Genomic DNA, 19155 nt, shown 5'->3' on the forward strand with positions numbered 1-19155 from the left:
AAGCCGATCGTGGGCGGTCTTCTCGCCGATTGTTCCGGTTGGACGATTACGTGTGTGCTGTCAGGTCGAGGCCAGTAGGTTGGCGATGCGTGCGTCCTCGTCCAACAGTATTTGGGTAAGTCCGAGCTCCGTGCATTTCGCCGCGACCGGAGCCAGCGCGGTGCGCGCTTCCGCGAACCGCTCGGCGACCGACAAGCACATCGCCAACAGCAGTTTCGCGCGGATGAGCGCTCGGGGTCTGGCCTGACTTTCGATGCTGAGTACGAGTTCCTTCGCCCGCCCGCAGGCATGCTCGATCTCCTCGGGGGAACCCTCGCGGAGTAGCAGTCTTATCGACGAATCTTCGTCGAGTTCGGATGTGATGGTGGCGATCCCGTCTGCTTGCGGGCGATACGCCTTCAACGCCATCAACCGCGTGCGGATCTCGTCGCCGACGGGAAGCCCTGTGCGGATCCGCTCGTTGACCATCCGTGCGGCCAGACGTGGCAGCCGCAGCGATTCGGCAATTCTGGCGCCCTCGTCGAGCCGATTTTCTGCCTCCGCATGATGTCGGAGTGAGGCTTTGACCCGTGATCCGGTGCCGTAGGTGGCGAGCATGAACTCCACCAGACCGCCGCCTTCGGAACCGAGTTTGTAGCTTTCGTCCAGCAGTTGTTCGGCCTCTGCGATCTTGCCCATCTCGTAGAGGAGCGCTCCGAGCAGGGCCCCGGCGAGTCGAGCCGCATGGGCGTGAACCCCAGATTTCCCGGTCATCGCTACGGCGGAGCGGAAGTAGTTTTCTGCCGCAGGAATGTCGAGTTGTTCGTATGCCGCTGCGCCGGCCAGACAGTATCCGTACATCACACTGAACGGCCCGCTGGTTTGCGCATGATATGCGGCGGCCCAGTCCTGCCAACGGCGCGCTGCATCGAAGTCGAATGTGTAGAGGGCCACGAAGGAAGCGATGCTGCCGGCGCCCGACGCGAGGAAGGGCCGCACCGTCTCAGGGTGGCGCAAGCAATCGGTGACGAGTTCCTGTACCCCTGCAATCTCATCGGCGAAGAGTTTGCCGGATGCTTGGACGACGGCAGCTTCGACGCGAAGGGCGTGGATTGCGGCATCGTCTACGTCGGTGTTCGTGAGTGCGGCATCGAAGAGATCGAGTGCAGCTCTCATCTGTCGTGGTCGCTGCATCAGTATGTTCGCCCAGGCGATGTTCAGTTGGAGTCGGGCACTTGTCACAGCGAGGTTCGGGGGAAGTTTGGCGACCAGGCCGAGGAGGGTTGTCATCCGCGAGTCCTCGATGAGTGTCATTCCGCCGTCCTCGACCAGTCGAAGCGCGTGGGCGGTGTCGCCGGCGGCAAGCGCGTTGTCGACAGCCTCGCTGAGCATGTTGTGGTCGGCAAACCAGTGCGCGGCGATCCGGTGGAGTTCTTCGCGACGGCCCGGATGGAGGCGTTCGAGGCGGCGATGAAGGAGATCGGCAAAGAGGTGGTGATACCTGAACCACTCCCTGTCGTCATCGATGCTTTGCAGAAACAGGTCTCGACGTTCGACTTCCTCGAGCATCTCTTGGCCGGATGGAACGTGTGTCAGCATGCCGGCGAGGTCACCGCACGTCTTCTCCGTGACGGCGGTGGACAGGAGGAACTCGAGGATCGTCGGTTCGAGCGTGCTCAGGACGTTCTCCACCAAATATTCGTGGATGGCATGGTGGCCTCCGGAAAGATGCGCGATGAAGTCCATGCGATCGCTGCGCCCGCGTAGTGACAGGGACGCCAGTTGCAGCGCCGCGACCCACCCGTCGGTCGAGCTTCGAAGGCTGCTCACTTCCTGGTCGTCGAGTGTGAGTCCGTTGACGTCGACGAGGAATGCCCTGGATTCGGCGGTGTCGAATCGCATTGCTGTCGGCCCGATCTCGACGAGTTCATCGCGTACTCGCATGAGGCTCAGCGGGAGCCCGGATTGGGATCGTGTTGCGACGATCACCTGGACGTGATGGCATCCGTTCTCGAGTAGGAAGTCCATTGCCGCCACAGTGTCGGAAGAGGTCACTCGGTGCCAGTCGTCGATCACAATGGAGATCGCGGTGCCGCCGTCGTGGATGTCGTTGATCAACGTGGGCAGCACATAGCGCGCGGCATCTTCGTAGTGATCTTCGAGGATGCGCTCCAGGTCGGGCGCGATCGTGGGCAGCGCGGTGTGGATCGCCTTCACCAGGTGCGACAGAAACCAGGCGACGTTGTTGTCATCGCGGTCGATGGTGAGCCAGGCGACGGGCATTCCTTCGGCTATGAGAGCGTGCCGCCATTGGGAGGCCAGGGTGCTCTTACCGAAACCTGCGGGCGCGTGGATCACTGTCAGGCGCCGCCCAGCGCCGGCGCGGAGGGTCTCGAGGAGTCGTCGGCGCTCGACCAACGGCCGAGCCGAGGTCGGGGGACGAAATTTTGTGGCGGCGGTGGGCGGGGTGTTCGGGATTGCTGCCGGGGTCGTCTCCGAGTGTGCCCCGCCGGTTCCGGGCGGGGGCGGGGTGGCTCGGAACGGATCGGCGGGCATCGCCATCGCATCCATCTTCAGCCCGTGCAAGAGTTGGACCGTTCGAAGCTCGTTTCCGAATGCGTCGGCCGATGCCGGTCGATCGGCGGGGTCGCCCGCCATGGCGTGTTCGATGGCGGTGCATACGTCGTCGGGAATACCGTGCTCACGCAGGTCGGGGACCGGTTGGTTGGTGACCCGCACGAACTGGGCAACCACCCCTTCCCGGGTGCGCCGCTCGAAGGCGGCGTGTCCAGTCATCAGGCAGAACAGCGTCGCACCGAGACCGTATACATCGGACGCGGGACTCGGAGGTTGGCCCTTGAGCACCTCAGGGGCGGTGAAGGCGGGGGTACCGACGATGCTGCCCGCGGATGTTTCGAAATCGCCCCCGATCCGGGCGATGCCGAAGTCGGTCAGTTGCGGCTCGCCGTATCCCGTGATCAGGATGTTGGCGGGTTTGATGTCGCGGTGGAGGATGCCCTCGCGGTGAGCGGCCGCCAGAGCCCCGGCCAGTTTCACTCCGATCCCGAGCACTGTGGGCAACGGGAAGGGGCCTTTCTGCCGAAGCAGGGTTTGGAGAGAACCGTGTTCGTGGTAGGGCATCACGAGAAAGAGGGAGCCGTTCGTGGTGACGCCGACGTGGAGAATTTGGACGATGTGGGGATGGCTGGAGAGTTTGCCCATGGCGCGTTGTTCTCGTACGAAGCGGGTGCGGTCGTCGGGTCCGACATCGGAGGTCAGCACTTTGACGGCGACCGTTCGATCGAGGGAACGCTCGGTGCAGCGATAGACCACCCCGAATCCTCCGCGTCCGACCTCCTCCGCATTCTCGAGTCCGGCCATCTCCAATTCGGTGGCGATATCGCGGCTCACATCGCGCTGAGTATTCGGCAGGTCGACTTCGTCGAACTCGTCCATCGGTGGCTCGATCCTCTATGTACTTCTACCCTATTGCAGCAGGTCAGAGGATGTTCCGCGACTGTGGGCCTCGGCATTCGGGGCGAAGTCCGCCAGCGAGCGGTTCATGCGCACCTCCAACCAGTGTGATTTAACTCACATGCTAACCCAGTGCGATTCGGTGCTGTTCCCAAATCCGAGTGGACAGCAGGGGGTGGCGGCAGATCCCATCTTGTCAGCCGCTACCGACGGCGCATTCCCTCGAAGGTCAGGCGTAGGACTGCCTCGGCGAGATCCTCGGCTGATCCTCCAGCTCGCGGCCGGTGCCACTCGATGAGCGAGTTGATCATGCCGAACACAAGGCGGCCGGTGAGCGCGGGATCCATGCCTGGCCGGAGGTCTCCCTCCTCCGCGGCCCCGACGACGAGGTCGCGTACAAAGAGATCGAATTCCCGTCGACGGGCGATGGCGCGGCGTTCCACGGGAGTGTTCCCACGAACGCGCAGCAGGAGGGTGACGTAGGGCAGTTCTGCGACCAGGATCTCGGCGGTGCGCCGGACGAGGTACTCGAGGCGGTCGATGTGTCGGCCGCTGGTGGCCTGCTGTTCGGTGGTGAGGGCGAAGAGCGCGTTGAGTGCTCGCGCCAACGCTCTCTCGAGCAGTTCGGTCTTGCCTGACACGTGATGGTAGATCGACGACTTCGTGATTCCCAGCCGCTCGGCCAAGGCCTCCATGCTGGTGCCCTCGTAACCCCTGTCGTTGAAGACCTTCACGGTGACGGCGAGGAGGGAATCGAGGTCGTAACCGGGTCGGCCGGGGCCCTGAGCGGGACGTACGGTCGTCATGAATCCGCTCCTTCCCGGTGCGACCGTGCGAGGCCGCAGGGATCGTCGAACTCGTCTGCCACACCCGCATTCCCCGAGTCGATGATCGCGCTGTCTCCGCGGTGCGGCAGATGCGTGCTCCGCGGTGTGGTCGAATCCGCGGCGGATGCAGATCCCGGGTGCGGCAATGTCGGTTTTGCTGTACCGGATGAAGTGGCGACTCCGAACAGCGCTGGTCGACGCAGACTCACACCACTCGCCGAGCCTTCATCTCGTCGAACACGGGCGCGATACGAACGACGTCGCCTGTGGTGGGAGCGTGCACCATTTTGCCGTTGCCGAGGTAGATTGCCACGTGCCCGGGGCCGGCCGGGCCCCAGTTGCCGAACAGCAGGTCGCCTGGTCTGGCGTCGGCAACGGGAATCTCGGTGCCGATGTTCCATTGGGTTTCGGAGGTGCGAGGTAGCGATACACCTTCTGAGGTTGCGGCGTGTACGGCGTAGGAGGTGAGTCCGGAACAGTCGAAACCGCCACCGGAGGGCCCGTTCACGTTGCCGCCGCCCCAGACGTAGGGGAGACCGATATAACGCAGTGCGGCCTCGACGATCCTGCCGCCGACCCCTCCCCAGTCTCCGGGCCCGGGAGCGAGGATCGACGCGAACCTGGATTCGGCTGCCCGGATCTTCGCCACGTAGGGCTTTGTCTGATTCTCGTAATCAGGAAGCCCCGAGGGCATTCCGCCCGATCGGCGGACCGCTCCCACGCCGGCGTTGTATCCGGCGAGCGTCAGGTCCAGCACGTCACCTGAGACGATGCCGGCCTGCTTCCAAGAATCGATCTCCTCGTACATGTCGCAGAGCAGATGCCCGGACGCCATGACCGAGTCGCCGACAGCAAGCACGTCCGCCTTTCCGTCGCCGTCGGCGTCCCGCCCGTACTTTGCCCAGGTGCCGGGCATGAACTGGCCGGGACCACGGGCGCCATCCGGAGACACGGGCGCCGAGGCGCCGTATCGGAAGTTGTTTTCCGCCGAGTACAAGGCCGCCAGGACAGGAGCCTTGATGCCGTCGCAGATACTTCCTGCCTTCTGAAACCAGGGGACGAATACTGCAATCGCCCCCAGCTGTGAGGCTGACCGGGTGGAGGCGTCGGACACGGTGGGGAGGTGGGAGATCTCCGAGACGGCAAGCGGCGTCGAGTCGAATCGTTCAACGGTGTCCCCGTATTCGGGGATTGTCCCATCGGGTTCGGGTTCGGTGACAGGAATCTCGCCGGTGGTGTTGCCGGTGGTCTCCGGTGGGGGAGAGGCGCTCTCGGGTGGTGGCGCGTAGGTTTCTATCGCTTCCTGGACTGCATCCGCGGTATCGGTGATTACTTGTTGTGCTGCGCCTTGCGCCTCGGGCGGTAGCTGCTCGACGGCGTCGTTGACCTGTTGCCCGATCGCGGGTGCGGCATCGGTGATCTGTTGTACTTGTTGGGTGCCATAGTCTTTCAAGGCGGGAGGGGCCTCCGATCCGTGTATCGCGCCGCCGAATGCTGTGGCGACTGCGACGATGATCGCCGAAGGATCGACCGACATCTACTTCCTCCCGTACTGTGACCCAACCGTGTGAAAACCTCTGATGTGATTCAAGTCTCGCCGACCGGGCGATCATGTTCCTCACACCATTTGGGGATAAGGGTCCACCTTTAGGGAGATTCCCACGGTGTCGTACCGGTACTTCGCCTGCAGCCGAGCCGCGCTTGTCGAATCGACCTCGACCGCTCAACGGCCAGGACGCCGAAGAAGTCGCGATGGCCTCACCGGCGCGATCACCACGGACGAGCTCCACCGTCGCGGATCAGGGAGTGGTATGCCGATTGTGCACTCCGGAGACCACAGCGCCCCGTGTCGCCGCGTCGAGGCCGTAGGGGGTGTACAGGGTGAATCGGTCGATGATGTCGCCGAAGCGGCGTGATATCTCGGCCGCGGCCGCCTCGGGCTCGCCGACGACCGCGAAGGTGCGCAGGACGGTGTCGTCGATCAGCCGTGTCATCGACTCCCAGTCGTCGAGCTTGGACAGCCGGTGGAGCTCGGTCTGCAGGTCACCCCAACCGTGGAGGTCGAGGACCGCCCGGTACGCCGGCGTGGACCCGTAGAACGCGATCTGTTTGCGCACCGCGGTTGCCGCTTCCTCGAACTGCCGTTCATCAGATCCGGTGACGACGAGTCCGGGATAGGACAATGTGAAATCCTCGAAGGTCTTTCCGGCCTTGGCGAGCGCCGATTCGATCTGCGGCACGGTCACTTCCCGCAAATATCGTTCCGTGGTGAAGCCGTGCACGAGCATCCCGTCCGCGGCCTCGGCGGCGACGGACGTCATCTGCGGGCCCACCGCGGCGACTATCACCTGGGGAGGGCCGAATTCGTTACGCGGAGGTCGGAACATCGGTGTCATCAGGGTGTGGCTGTAGAAATCGCCTCGGAAGTCGAGGGGTGTGTCGTTCTGCCAGCTGTCCCAGATGGCGCGGAGCGCATTGACGAATTCCCGCATCCGCGGCGCCGGCGCGGACCAGGGCATGCTGAACCGACGCTCGATGTGCGGCTTGATCTGTGAGCCCAGTCCGAGTGTGAATCTCCCCGAGCTGAAGGATTGCATGTCGTTGGCGACCGTGGCCAGCGTCATGGGGCTGCGTGCGAATGCTACTGCGATCGCGGTGCCCACGTGGAGTCGGGGCGCGTTCTCTGCGGCGAGGAGGAGCGGCAGGAAGGGGTCGCGGCTGACCTCCGTCGACCACACCCCGTCGAAGCCAGCCCGCTCGGCCAGTTCCACCTGCTCGCGTATGTCGTCGAGGTTCGCACCTCCCGTCCCGTCGATGGACCCGCCGATATTGCCGTCGATCAGCATTCGAACTCCTACGCTCCAATATCCAGTCAGGGTTGACCGGATGTTGGTTGGACGATACCGTGAGCGAACGGTCGGCGACAGTAGCCGATCGCAGGTTCTTCACTTCCGTCCTCTGTGGCTCCGCGCATCTCAAAAATCGCCTCCCCAGGGGATTCGTTCACGATTCGAGGAGAGTTGCCTTGTCTGAAGAGGCATATGTATACGAGGCGATTCGCACGCCTCGCGGTAAGGGCAAGAACGGGAGTCTGCACTCGGTGAAACCGATCGACCTCGTGGTGGGCCTGATCGACGAACTGCGCGCACGGTTTCCGGACCTGGATCCGGGGTACATCGACGACATTGTGCTCGGTGTGGTCTCCCCGGTCGGCGAGCAGGGCGGCGATATCGCCCGGGCCGCCGCCCTGGTAGCCGGCCTGCCTCTGACCGTGGCCGGCCTGCAGATCAACCGATTCTGCGCATCGGGCCTCGAGGCAACGAATATCGCTGCACAGAAGGTGCGGTCGGGCTTCGAAAATCTCGTCATCGCCGGCGGTGTCGAGTCCATGTCGCGGGTACCGCTGGGCAGTGACGGCGGTGCCCTCTTCAACGACCCGACGACCGCATACGATCTCCACTTCGCTCCGCAGGGCATCGGCGCGGACCTGATCGCCACGATCGAGGGATTCAGTCGCGAGGACGTCGACGCCTACGCGGCCCGCTCGCAGGCCCGCGCCGAGACCGCCTGGACCGGCGGCTACTTCGCCAAGTCGGTCGTTCCGGTCAAAGACTTCAACGGTGTCCCCCTGCTCGATCACGACGAACACCGCCGCCCCGGTACCACCGTCGAGTCGCTGGCGTCACTGAAGCCCTCCTTCGCCGCACTCGGCCAACAGGGCGGATTCGATGCTGTTGCGCTGCAGAAGTATACGTCGGTGGAGCGGATCAACCACGTGCATCACGGCGGCAACAGCTCCGGCATCGTGGATGGCGCCGCCCTGGTGCTGATCGGCAACGAGAAGGCCGGCAAACGGTTCGGCCTCACCCCCCGAGCCCGGATCGTCGCGACGGCTGTCACCGGGGCCGACCCCACGATCATGCTCACCGCCCCCACCCCGGCGGCGCTGAAGGCCCTCGATGTCGCCGGACTCACCGTCGACGACATCGACCTGTTCGAATTGAACGAGGCGTTTGCGTCGGTGGTCCTGAAATTCCAGAAGGATCTGGCGATTCCGGACGAGAAGCTCAACGTGAACGGCGGTGCGATCGCCATGGGACACCCGTTGGGGGCGACCGGCGCGATGCTCGTCGGAACGGTTGTCGACGAGTTGGAGCGTCGCGGCGCCCGGCGCGCGCTGATCAACCTGTGTGTCGGTGGCGGAATGGGTATCGCAGCCATCATCGAGCGAGTCTGAAAGGCAACGGCAACAACATGAGCGCAACATCAACCATCACCTGGTCGCAGGATTCGGACGGAATCGTGCTGCTGACCCTCGATGACCCGAGCCAGTCCGCGAACACCATGAACTCCCAGTACGTCGAGTCCATGGGCACGATCCTCGACCGCCTCGAGGCGGAGCGGGAATCCGTCACCGGTGTCGTGATCACGTCGGCGAAGAAGACCTTCTTCGCCGGCGGCAACCTCAACGACCTGGTCCGGGCCACCGCACAGGACGCGGTCAAGTTCACGGACTTCGCCAACGGGATCAAGGCCCAGTTCCGCCGACTCGAGACCCTGGGCCGTCCGGTGGTGGCAGCAGCCAACGGCGCAGCCCTCGGCGGCGGCCTCGAGATCACCCTGGCCACGCACCACCGCATCGCAGTCGATTCGAAATCGGTGATCTTCGGACTGCCCGAAGTCACGCTCGGGTTGCTACCCGGGGTCGGTGGCATCACCCGGACCGTTCGCATGTTGGGCCTCGAGAAGGCCCTGACGAGCCTGCTGCTGACCGGCAAATCGTTGAATCCTGCGGCCGCGAAGACGCTCGGCCTCGTCGACGAGCTGGTGGCCAGCGCCGACGAACTCGTTCCCGCAGCCAAGAAGTGGATCCAGGACAACCCGGATGGCGGTGTACAGCCGTGGGACCGGAAGGGGTTCCGGATCCCCGGCGGTACCGCACTCAACCCGGCGGTGACGGCGAATCTGCGCCGTACCGTGGCCGGAGCACCCCTCGAGGCGCCACGGGCGATCGTCGCCGCCGCCGCCGAGGGCGCACTGGTCGACCTCGACACGGCGGCACAGATCGAGACACGCTACTTCGTCGGCCTCGTCACCGGTCAGGTGTCGACGAACATGATCAAGGCCCAGTTCTTCGACCTGCAGAGCATCAAAGCCGGCGGAAGCCGACCGGAGGGGCATCCCAAGTTCGCGGCGCAGAAGGTCGGCGTGATCGGCGCCGGGATGATGGGTGCCGCGGTGGCCTACGTCTCGGCCAAGGCAGGAATCGACGTCGTGCTCCAGGACGTCTCGATCGAGTCGGCTCGAAAAGGAAAGGCCTACGCCGAAAAACTGGAGGCCAAGGCCCTCGCTCGTGGAACAACGACCGAGCAGAAGTCCACCGCGCTGCTCGCCCGCATCACCCCGACCGACAATCCGGCCGACTTCGCGAATGTCGATTTCGTCGTCGAAGCGGTCTTCGAGAGCGTGGAAGTCAAACAGGCGGTCTTCAAGTCGATCCAGGACGTCGTCGCCCCCGACGCGGTGCTGGGCTCGAATACGTCGACGCTGCCGATCACCACGTTGGCCGAAGGCGTCGACCGTAAGGAAGACTTCATCGGTGTGCACTTCTTCTCCCCGGTCGAACGGATGCCGTTGGTCGAGATCATCGTTGGCGCACACACCGCGCCGGCAACGTTGGCGAAGGCTTTCGATTTCGCGCAGCAGATCAAGAAGACCCCGATCGTGGTCAACGACAGCCGCGGCTTCTTCACCAGCCGCGTGATCACCAAGTTCCTCGACGAGGCGGCCGCCGCGGTCGGGGAGGGAATCGAACCGGTGATCATCGAGCAAGCGGGGGCACAGGCCGGCTATCCCGCACCCCCGCTGCAACTGCTCGACGAGCTGACATTGACCCTGCCACGCAAGATTCGGCAGGAAGCCCGTGCGGCGGTCGAGGCGGACGGCGGCGTCTGGGTCGAGCACGGATCGGAGGCCGTACTCGACCGGCTGGTCGAGGAACTCGATCGTCGCGGTCGGTCGACCGGTGGCGGCTTCTACGAGTACGACGAGTCGGGCAGCCGCGTCGGCCTCTGGCTGGGGCTGCGCGACGCATTCCAGTCGGGGAGCACCGAGATCCCGTTCGACGATCTCAAGGAACGGATGCTTTTCGTCGAGTCCCTCGAATCGGTTCGCTGCCTCGACGAAGGGGTACTGACCTCGGTTGCCGACGCCAACGTCGGATCCCTGCTCGGTATCGGGTTCCCGGCGTGGACCGGAGGCGTCCTCCAGTACATCAACGGCTACCCGGGTGGGATCGCGGCGTTCGTCGAGCGAGCACGCGTACTCGCGTCCCGGTACGGCACTCGTTTCGAGCCGCCCGCCTCACTGGTGGCCAAGGCCGAACGTGGAGAGACCTACGAGTAACGGCGTCATTTACGATCGGGGTTGGCACCACTGTGGGCAGTGGTGCCAACCCCGTTGAGGGCCCTTTTCTCCGAACGGATGGAGCTGATGTCGGTGTCGATCAGTGACGCCTCGGTCAAGCGCACCCAGCAAGAACGGACGGCGATCACGCGCAGGCAGATACTCGACGCCGCCGTGGCGGTGTTGTTCCGGGACGGCTACTCCGCCGCCACCACGTTGCGGATCCAACAGGAGGCCGGAGTCTCCCGTGGCCGACTCCTACACCAATTTCCCTCACGCGAAGCACTGCTCGTCGCCGCCGTCCAACATCTCGCGACGGCGCGGATGGAGGACATGCGGCACCGCGAGGATTGGCCGCAAGATCCCGCGGAGCGCATCGACTGGGCGGTCGAGATCATGTGGCCCACCTTCCACCAGCCGTACTTCTGGGCAGCGACCGAGTTGTGGCTCGCCTCCCGAGCCAACGACAAGTTACGCGAAGCGCTGCTACCGGAGGAGCGCCGACTGGGCAAACTCGTGAGAGCAACGACCGACGCGTTCTTCGGAAGCGAGTTGTGCGCACGACCGCGCTACGAGTTGGTACGCGAACAACTCAACACGTCGATGCGGGGTGCCGCACTGACCTATGCGCTCGATCCGCGCGATCCCGCCACCGACCCGCACCTGCACGAGTGGAAACTGATGGCGCGAGAACTGCTTACGTGAGGGCCTGTACGGCGGAGTTATCCCGCGCCACCGCTCTGGCGCGGGATAACTCGTATTCCCGGGCGGTCCTCTCGATGAGCGTGGCGACCGAGAGGACCGCGTCCACCCCGGACACGCTGTGCCCACCACTCCACGCCGTGCGGTTGCTGAGCAATCGGTCCTGGCGGAAACCCTCGGATGCGGGATGTTCGGCGGCGTTTCCGGCCTGCCGATCGACCCAGCACTTGAGCAGGCTCGCCGGAATGCCACCAACCTGGGTCGAGAGGACGACGTCGTCGAGGCTCGCCTCGACCAGCGCGCGCCGATAGTCGTTGTCGGCCTGACTTTCGTCGGTGGCGATGAACTTCGTTCCCATGTACCCGAGGTCGGCGCCGAGTACCTGGGCGGCATGCAACGCCACGCCGTCACTGATCCCGCCGGCCAGAACGATGGTGCCGTCGAATCGCTCGCGGACGGCGCGGACGAAGGAGAACGGGTTTGCCCAGCCCGTCTGGCCTCCGGCACCCGCGGTCAGGAGCACCAACCCGTCCACGCCCAAGGCGATGGCCCGGTCCGCATGCTGCAACGTCGCGACGTCGGCGTAGACCTGGCATCCGATCGCGCGCAAGGGGGCGAGAACGGGCTCGGGGGACCCGACACTGGTGATGACGAGTTCTACGCCGTGATCCACCAGGCACGCGAGGTCTTCGCGCAGTCGCCGGTTCGATCGGTGCACCACGAGGTTCGGCGCAAAAGGCGCAGACCTCGGGACCTCGCTCACGGCCGTCTCGATGCGGGTGAGCCAGTGGTCGAGTTCGCCGGTGGTGGCCGCATTGTGGGTGGGCACCGATCCCACGACGCCTTCGCGGCACGCCGCGATCACCAGGTCGGGGCCGGATACCTCCGTCATCGGGGCGGCGATCAACGGAACGGTCAATCGATTCGCCAACGCTTCGGAAATGGACACGTCAGACTCCTTGCGAGAAACACGAGAGGCAGGTGTGCACCTAAGTAAATGCCGAGAAAGCGGCGATGGCGCATGCTAGGTTGAAAATCAAGCTACAACCCCGGTAAGTAAATCTCAAGCCACATCGAATGCGTCGAAGGGAGCGGGCAGCATCGACGAACTAGTGCGCCCGAGGCGGGCTCGGCTCACGAGCACTCCGCGTCCCCGTAACCGCAGGGCTCAGATCCTGGCCGCCGCGAGCGTCCTGTTCTCCGAACGCGGCTACCACAATGTGGGCACCGAGGACATCGCCTCATCCGTCGGGATCACCGCCGGGGCCCTGTACCGGCACTTTCGGAGTAAACAGGATTTGCTCGCCTGCACGGTGGTCGAGAGCTTCGATCAGGCAGGTGAGCTGCTGATCTCGCACGGAATCGATGACCTCACGGCACTGCTGCAGGGGCTGGCGGAAACAGCCGGCACTCGACGTGACCTCGGAGTTCTGTGGTATCGCGAGATTCGACACCTGCCACCGGAGCAACAGGCGGGCCTGCGTGGCCGATTGCATGATGTGGTGTCGCGTCTCTCCGCAGTGCTCGGCCATTCCGTGCCGGGGGTGAGCGGCGCTGATGCGGAACTGCTGGCGTGGTGCATTCTTGCGGTTCTGACCAGCCCGGGCTATCACCGCACCGAGATCCTGCCGGGCCGTTTGATCGAACTGCTCGCCACCATGGCCATTGCCGTAGGCGCCGCTCCATTGGACAGTGCAGCTGAACCGGCCGCCGATCTTCCCGGACGGGCCGGCATGGCGCCGGCATCCCGCCGCGAGGCACTCCTGGGCGCGGCCACCAGACTGTTCAGCGCGAAGGGATACCAGGCGGTCACGATGGACGAGATCGCAGCCGCTGTGCAGGTCCACAGCGCCAGCGTCTACCGACACTTCGATACGAAGGCCGATCTCCTGGCCGCGGTGATCGACCGGGGCGCGGAACCGCTCCAGTTGGGGCTGTCGCAGGCACTGTTCTCCGCGGACACCTCCCAGGAGGCTCTGGACGCCGCGGTCGATGCGTACATTGCGTTCGCGATGATCCACTACGACCTGCTGGCCGTGCTGACCTCCGAAGTACTCAGCCTTCCACCCGCCCGAAGACACGCTGTGCGCAGCGCGCAGCACGACTACGTCGTGCAGTGGTTCCAACTGCTGGAAGAATCCCGGCCCGAGCTCGACGACACCGAGGTGCGATTTCGCGTTCACGCTGCTCTGACAATCGTCAACGACGTATCCAGGACGGTACGGTTGCGCTGCATGCCCAACGTGCAGGAACGTGTGCGCCTGGCCGTCCGCCGCGCATTGTATGGCTGGCCCTCCCCGGCTCCATAGTTAAGGGCAATTCACTACCGACCGCGAGTCAATCCCGCGCGATTCCGGTACTTACCCCCTGACAAGGGGGTATTCAAACTCGCCGCGTTGACAATAGTGATGCGGGTCACCACAATGGCAGACGTAAGTAAATCGCGAGCCACGACATGGTGAATTGAAGGCAGGTGCAGTGCCGCAGCATCCCGAGGATGGACGTCGCCGATATGGCGGCAATGGATGCCTCGCACCTCGATATGGAGGAACAGTGAATACTTCCGCCGCCCAGCCTTCCCCCGCTCGCCGGCTGAGCGAGATGGCGGTCGCGATGCGAGAAATGGCGGGGGTGGAAACCCAGACCGGGAACGTGGGTGACACGATCGATGAGGCCAGCGCACTGGCTTCCATTCTCGAAGAGCTACATCAAGCGCAGGACGTTCTCTACGAGCAGGCCTGCCTGACTCCCCAGCACGGTCTGGAACGAGTGCTCGGTTCGCTGGCCCGCCTACGCTCGGCGGCCGCCGGGCCCGGCCAGTTCTTTAGCAGCTCGGCCGAAGAACTCTGTATCGCAGGAGGATTCGACCGGGTTCTGGTCTCTCGTATCCAGGGTTCGATGTGGATTCCGCACACCCTGCACCTGGTCTCCGAGGCCATCTCGGCCGCGCTGCGCAACTATCTGAGCGACCTCGAGATCCCCTTGAGTGCGTCGCAGCTCGAAGCTGATGTTGTACGGCGCCGGATCCCGATGCTGGTAAGCGATGCCGGTTCAGAAACCCGGACGTATCGTCCGCTCATCAGGTTGTCGAGAACCACAAGCTATGTCGTTGCGCCAGTTGTGGTCGACGGAACAGTCGTCGCCCTGCTTCATGCCGACACGAATATCTCAGGGCGAGTGCTGACGTCCGCCGACCGTGACATCGTTCGGCTCTTCGCCGACGGACTGGGACCGATCTACGAACGGATGGTGCTCACGGCGCGACTGCGTGAACAGCGTGATCGTCTCGGTATGGTTTTCAGCGCCACGGAAGCGATGATCGACGACGTTCACGGTGGCCCGCTGACCCTCGAGGCCCCCATCGGGATGTTGCCTCCGGCGGCTGTCGATCCTTCTCGGCCAGAGCGCGGAGCGTCGGAGGTGCCGTTCGCAGGGCGGCCCGAACGGCAACTGACCGCACGGGAAGTTGATGTGGTGGAACTGTTGTCGAAAGGCGCGTCGAACGCGGAGATCGCTGCCCAGCTCACCGTGTCCGAGAGCACGGTGAAATCCCACGTGAAACACATCTTCCGCAAGCTGGGAGCCACCAACAGGGCCAGCGCCATCGCGCGCTACGGGAAGATGAAACGCTCGATGGGACGGACGCTATGACACAGGCATTGATCGCAACGACGCAGCACCAGGCGGCGCGGGGATCCTTGCAGGGATGGCGGCGCAAAGACTTCGAGCTGATCACTCGGCTGGAGGCCATCCGGGACGAGATCTTCGCTGATGTCGGTTCGACCACTCTTCCCTGGATCCGGCACGAGCGTCCCGCCCATTCCGCAGAGGCGATTTCAGTCCTGACGCACCACTGTATCGACGAGCTGCGACGAGCGGCGGGAGCCGACACGGCCAAGGTGGAGCGACTGACCACGACAGTGCTCGACCTGCAGCAGTTGGCGATGGATCTGTACCTGAACGAAATGGGCCGCAGGACCGAGCGTCTGGCCGAGTGTTCGGCGGGACTCCACCGCTTGCGGACCGTCCCGAGCACCTCGGACCTTCTCGACCGCCTCTGTGAGGACGTGGCCGTTCGTTGCGGATTCCGGCGGGTGGTGTTGTCACGCGTCGAGGCGGGAACGTGGAAGCCGTGGAAGGCGTACCTGGGCGAGGGTGATGAATCGGACTCATGGTTCACCGACTGGATCGATCGCGGGATACCGTTCGATGAGCGGGCTCCTGAGGCGCGGCTGCTGACCGATCATCGGCCGGCGATCGTCTACGACACAGAAAACGCGCCCGTATACCGGCCGATCATCGTCGAGTCGGGTCGCTCACGGTCGTACGTCGTGTCGGCCCTGGTCCTCGACAACAACGTTGTCGGTTTGCTGCATGCCGACCACTTCCCGGTTCCCAGTCGGATCGACGAGATCGACCGCGACGTTTTGTGGGCCTTCACCGAGGGGGTCGGCTACATCTACGAGCGGACGTCGCTGATGGAGCGGTTGCGGAGCCAACGCGACCAGATCAGGGAAATCCTTTCGTCGACGGTGGCCACGATGGACGAGCTGTGCGAATCGGGGATGGCCTCGGCCGGCCGGGCCGACTCCGATCCTGCTGGAGTGGACTCGTCGGCGGAATTCCCCTCACGTCCCAGCTTGGTCCCTCTCGCCGAATTCACCTCCCGGGAACAAGAGGTGTTCACATTGATGGCGGCGGGGGCGACCAACAACGACATCGCCGAGTCCCTGGTCATCACCGAGGGGACGGTGAAATCGCATGTCAAGCACATCCTGCGGAAGCTCGGTGCGACCAACCGTTCTCAGGCCATTGCCTGGTCGATCGGCAACCGCATCGCGTAATCGATTCGTCACCCTCTGATCAGCATCCCGCCGCCCGGCCCTGTGCCGGGCGGCGGTCGTATTCCGGTGCCAAACTTAGTTCCCCGGGTACGCCGGTTCGGAACTGACGACCGCTCGCCGCCGCGTCGGCATTCCGGACCGGACCTGCCGGCTCGGTGATCGACGCCCCAATCGCCCGGCGCCGCGTCTTCCGAGTATCCCCCTGTTGAGGGGTGGGTTTCCTCCCCAAGTAAGTCGCCGCCGGTGTGACCTACGCAATACCTTGAAGGTGTTCCTGAAGTGAGCGGAGCACATCGATATTCGAGTATCCGCGGGGACCATGACAACCACCGAGGAGAGCGATATTCATGAGTCATTCCTTTGCTGTCAAGTGGCTGAAGGCCTTCCGTGAGAGCCCCGAAGCGGTCGTCGCGTTGTACGCCGACGACTTCCTCTTCGAGGATCCCATCCTCGGCCAGAAGATCACCGACAGGGACGAGCTCCTCCGTGTCTTCGGGCCGTACGCCAACAAGGACACCGAAAACGGCATCGGCATCAACAACTTTCGGATCGATGAGGTTGTCGGCGACGAGAAGTCGGCGATCTACCGGTGGACCTGGAAGGCGCCCACGGCGACCGCTTTCGTCGGCGTCCCGGCCAACGGGAAGGTGCCCGGAGCGCGGGGACTGACGTTCCACATCTACAACGAAGCCGGCCTCATCACCCGGGAAGCGAGCCTGTGGGACATCGCGACGGCAGCGGCGGACCTGGGACAGCCCATCGACCCGTCCAGCGTGACCAAGTCCGCTGTTCTCGTCTGACACCGAACCCTGCGAAAGGAAACTACGAGCACCATGAGTAAGCACGAAGAGCACGCCCGGCGCTGGATCACCGCGTTGACCACCGACACCGCGGCGACGGTCGCCCTGTACGCCGATGACCTGGTCTACGACGACCACGCCGATTCCGACCACGTCACCGACACCGCCATCACCAAAGATGAGCTGGCGCCGAAGCTCGCCCCGTACGCGAACACCGACACGGCCAACGGTGTCGGCCTGCACTCCTTCGAGATCACCGACTCGTTCCCGGTGGCCGGCGTGGCCGGAAACCCGGCCGTGGTGATCCTGTGGAACTGGACGGGCACCGGTCTCGAGACCTACAAGGGAGTTCCGACCCAGGGCAAGACGCTGTCCACCCGCGGAATCACCTGGCACCAGCTCGACAGCGACGGACAGATCGTCCGCGAAACCACGTACTGGAACGACACCCCGGTGCTGCAGGAACTCGGAATCCCGATCGTGACGCCGGAGTACTGGGTCGAAGGATTCGACCCGTCCGTTCTCGTTGGATCCTGACCATGTGGGGGCCGTTGCCGGACGTGCTCGATCGGGCATGTACCTACTACAAGGACAACGTCGCGATCGTCGATGGTGATCGTCGGGTGACCTATCGCGAGCTTCTCGACTGGCGCAACCAGGTAGCGAACGGACTCGTCTCTCTGGGGCTGCAGAAGGGCGAGCGCGTCGGCCTGCTGATGCCGAACTGCTTGGAATTCATCCCCACGCAGCACGGAATCTGGGCTGCCGGCGGAGTGCTGGTGCAGATGCCTACGCGTAACGCTGCCAACGCATTCCGGTCGAGTCTCTCCCAGACCGATGCCACCACGCTGATCTATCACGCCCAGTTCGACGCAGTCGTCGCCGAGATCAGAGGTGACCTGCCGAAGCTGCAGACGGTGATCCGGATCGGGAGCAGTCCGGCTTCGGCGCCCCCTGAGATCGGCGAAGTGTTCGGCTACGACGGACTCTTCCGCTCGCAGCCGACGGTTCGCCCCGAGGTGGAGATCGACGTCCACGACGAGGCGTACGTCCTGTTCACCTCCGGGAGCACCGGGGACCCCAAGGGTGTGGTCAACTCGCACTTCACCTGGGGCCACTACAGCATCACCGCGGGTCTCGAGATCGGCGACATCGCCTGGGGTGAGGTCTTCGCGCACGGTGCGCCACTGACGCACTACACGCAGATCTTCGTCATGCCGACGTTCCTGCGGGGCGGCACCAACGTGATGCTGCCCGGGTTGGACGTGGACAAACTGCTCAGCACCATCGAGCAGGAGAAGGTGACCGCGACCGCCGTCGTTCCCACCATCATCTACCTGCTGCTCGACCATCCGCGCCGCGAAGCGCATGACCTGTCTTCGCTGCGGACGATGGTCTACGCGGGATCTCCCATCGCACCCGACCGGCTGCGTCAGGCGTTGGACGTGTTCGGCCCGATCTTCATCCAGGCCTACGCCGGGACCGAACCCGGGTACGTCTCCTGTCTGCGCAAGAACGAGCACCGGGTGGACAGCGAGGTGTGGATCAAGCGGCTCGCTTCGGCCGGTCGGCCCCTGTTCCACGTCGACGTGACGATCCAGGACGAAACAGATCGGGTGTTGCCGCTGGGCGAACCCGGTGAGATCGTGTCCCGGCAGCTCGGGCAGATGCTCAGCTACGTCGACGTCTCCCGCAACGCCGAGGCGCTGCGGGAGGGCTGGGTGCACACCGGCGATATCGGTCGCCTCGACGAGGACGGGTTCCTCTACATCGTCGACCGCAAGAAGGACCTGGTGGTCACCGGCGGATTCAACGTGTTTCCGCGACAGGTTGAGGATGCCCTGGCCGGCCATGCCGCAGTTGCGCAGGCAGCAGTGATCGGAGTCCCCCACGAGAAGTGGGGCGAAGCGGTACATGCTGTCATCGCTCTCAAGAGCGGTGTCACGGCAACCGAGCAGGAACTGATCGATCACGTCAAAAGGGAGATGGGCAGCGTCCATGCTCCCAAAACGGTGGCATTCGTCGACACCCTTCCGGTCAATCCGGCCGGAAAGATCGACAAGAAATCGATCCGTGCCCCGTTCTGGGAAGGGCGGGACCGCCAGATCAGCTGACCATCGAACC

General features: G+C 64.2%; 14 protein-coding genes. 9 read left to right on the forward strand and 5 right to left on the reverse strand.

Going from position 1 to position 19155, the window contains the following annotated elements:
* Positions 1–60: 60 nt before the first annotated feature.
* The 4 genes from GFS60_RS34240 to GFS60_RS34255 all read right to left on the reverse strand — a co-directional run bounded on the left by GFS60_RS34240 (position 61) and on the right by GFS60_RS34255 (position 7126).
* Positions 61–3435, reverse strand: coding sequence for a serine/threonine-protein kinase (locus tag GFS60_RS34240; protein ID WP_159928934.1), 3375 nt, complete (start codon positions 3433–3435; stop codon positions 61–63).
* 221 nt (positions 3436–3656) lie between these two features.
* Positions 3657–4259: a TetR/AcrR family transcriptional regulator gene (locus GFS60_RS34245; protein ID WP_159928936.1), complete on the reverse strand. Its 603-nt coding sequence runs from the start codon at positions 4257–4259 to the stop codon at positions 3657–3659.
* Between the two features lie 226 nt (positions 4260–4485).
* Positions 4486–5817, reverse strand: a complete 1332-nt coding sequence (locus GFS60_RS34250) for a C40 family peptidase (RefSeq protein WP_159928938.1) — start codon at positions 5815–5817, stop codon at positions 4486–4488.
* A 262-nt stretch (positions 5818–6079) separates the two neighbouring features.
* Positions 6080–7126 carry an LLM class F420-dependent oxidoreductase gene (locus GFS60_RS34255; RefSeq protein WP_159928940.1) on the reverse strand — a complete coding sequence of 349 codons (1047 nt, stop codon included), beginning with the start codon at positions 7124–7126 and terminating at the stop codon, positions 6080–6082.
* Between the two features lie 179 nt (positions 7127–7305).
* Here GFS60_RS34255 and GFS60_RS34260 point away from each other — a divergent pair, with 179 nt between their 5' ends.
* The 3 genes from GFS60_RS34260 (at position 7306) to GFS60_RS34270 (ending at position 11390) form a co-directional block, all read left to right on the forward strand.
* Positions 7306–8517 (forward strand): acetyl-CoA C-acetyltransferase, encoded by a 1212-nt coding sequence (locus tag GFS60_RS34260; RefSeq protein WP_159928942.1) that lies wholly within the window; start codon positions 7306–7308, stop codon positions 8515–8517.
* A gap of 17 nt (positions 8518–8534) precedes the next feature.
* Positions 8535–10685 (forward strand): 3-hydroxyacyl-CoA dehydrogenase NAD-binding domain-containing protein, encoded by a 2151-nt coding sequence (locus GFS60_RS34265; protein WP_159928944.1) that lies wholly within the window; start codon positions 8535–8537, stop codon positions 10683–10685.
* A gap of 78 nt (positions 10686–10763) precedes the next feature.
* Positions 10764–11390 (forward strand): TetR/AcrR family transcriptional regulator, encoded by a 627-nt coding sequence (locus GFS60_RS34270; protein ID WP_159929164.1) that lies wholly within the window; start codon positions 10764–10766, stop codon positions 11388–11390.
* Here GFS60_RS34270 and GFS60_RS34275 read toward each other — a convergent pair.
* Entirely contained in the window at positions 11383–12336 is a 954-nt protein-coding gene (locus tag GFS60_RS34275; protein ID WP_159928946.1) for an NAD(P)H-dependent flavin oxidoreductase, read from the reverse strand. The two genes, GFS60_RS34270 and GFS60_RS34275, sit on opposite strands and share 8 nt — an antisense overlap.
* Before the next feature lie 163 nt (positions 12337–12499).
* On the opposite strand from GFS60_RS34275, the gene GFS60_RS34280 reads away from it, so the two are divergent.
* The 6 genes from GFS60_RS34280 (at position 12500) to GFS60_RS34305 (ending at position 19145) form a co-directional block, all read left to right on the forward strand.
* Positions 12500–13696 carry a TetR/AcrR family transcriptional regulator gene (locus GFS60_RS34280; protein ID WP_159928947.1) on the forward strand — a complete coding sequence of 399 codons (1197 nt, stop codon included), beginning with the start codon at positions 12500–12502 and terminating at the stop codon, positions 13694–13696.
* 244 nt (positions 13697–13940) lie between these two features.
* The gene (locus tag GFS60_RS34285; protein ID WP_159928949.1) at positions 13941–15038 is read left to right on the forward strand and encodes a LuxR C-terminal-related transcriptional regulator; all 1098 of its coding nucleotides are present in this window, start codon (positions 13941–13943) and stop codon (positions 15036–15038) included.
* The gene (locus tag GFS60_RS34290; RefSeq protein WP_159928951.1) at positions 15035–16231 is read left to right on the forward strand and encodes a helix-turn-helix transcriptional regulator; all 1197 of its coding nucleotides are present in this window, start codon (positions 15035–15037) and stop codon (positions 16229–16231) included. The genes GFS60_RS34285 and GFS60_RS34290 overlap by 4 nt, the downstream gene beginning before the upstream one ends.
* 347 nt (positions 16232–16578) lie before the next feature.
* A complete protein-coding gene (locus GFS60_RS34295; RefSeq protein WP_005563703.1) occupies positions 16579–17031 on the forward strand; it encodes a ketosteroid isomerase-related protein in 453 nt (150 codons plus the stop codon).
* A 33-nt stretch (positions 17032–17064) separates the two neighbouring features.
* The gene (locus tag GFS60_RS34300; protein WP_159928953.1) at positions 17065–17568 is read left to right on the forward strand and encodes a ketosteroid isomerase-related protein; all 504 of its coding nucleotides are present in this window, start codon (positions 17065–17067) and stop codon (positions 17566–17568) included.
* A 2-nt stretch (positions 17569–17570) separates the two neighbouring features.
* Entirely contained in the window at positions 17571–19145 is a 1575-nt protein-coding gene (locus GFS60_RS34305; RefSeq protein ID WP_159928955.1) for an AMP-binding protein, read from the forward strand.
* Positions 19146–19155: the final 10 nt, after the last annotated feature.

The organism is Rhodococcus sp. WAY2 (genome assembly GCF_009859915.1).
In the GTDB taxonomy this organism is placed as follows: Bacteria; Actinomycetota; Actinomycetes; order Mycobacteriales; family Mycobacteriaceae; genus Rhodococcus_F; species Rhodococcus_F oxybenzonivorans.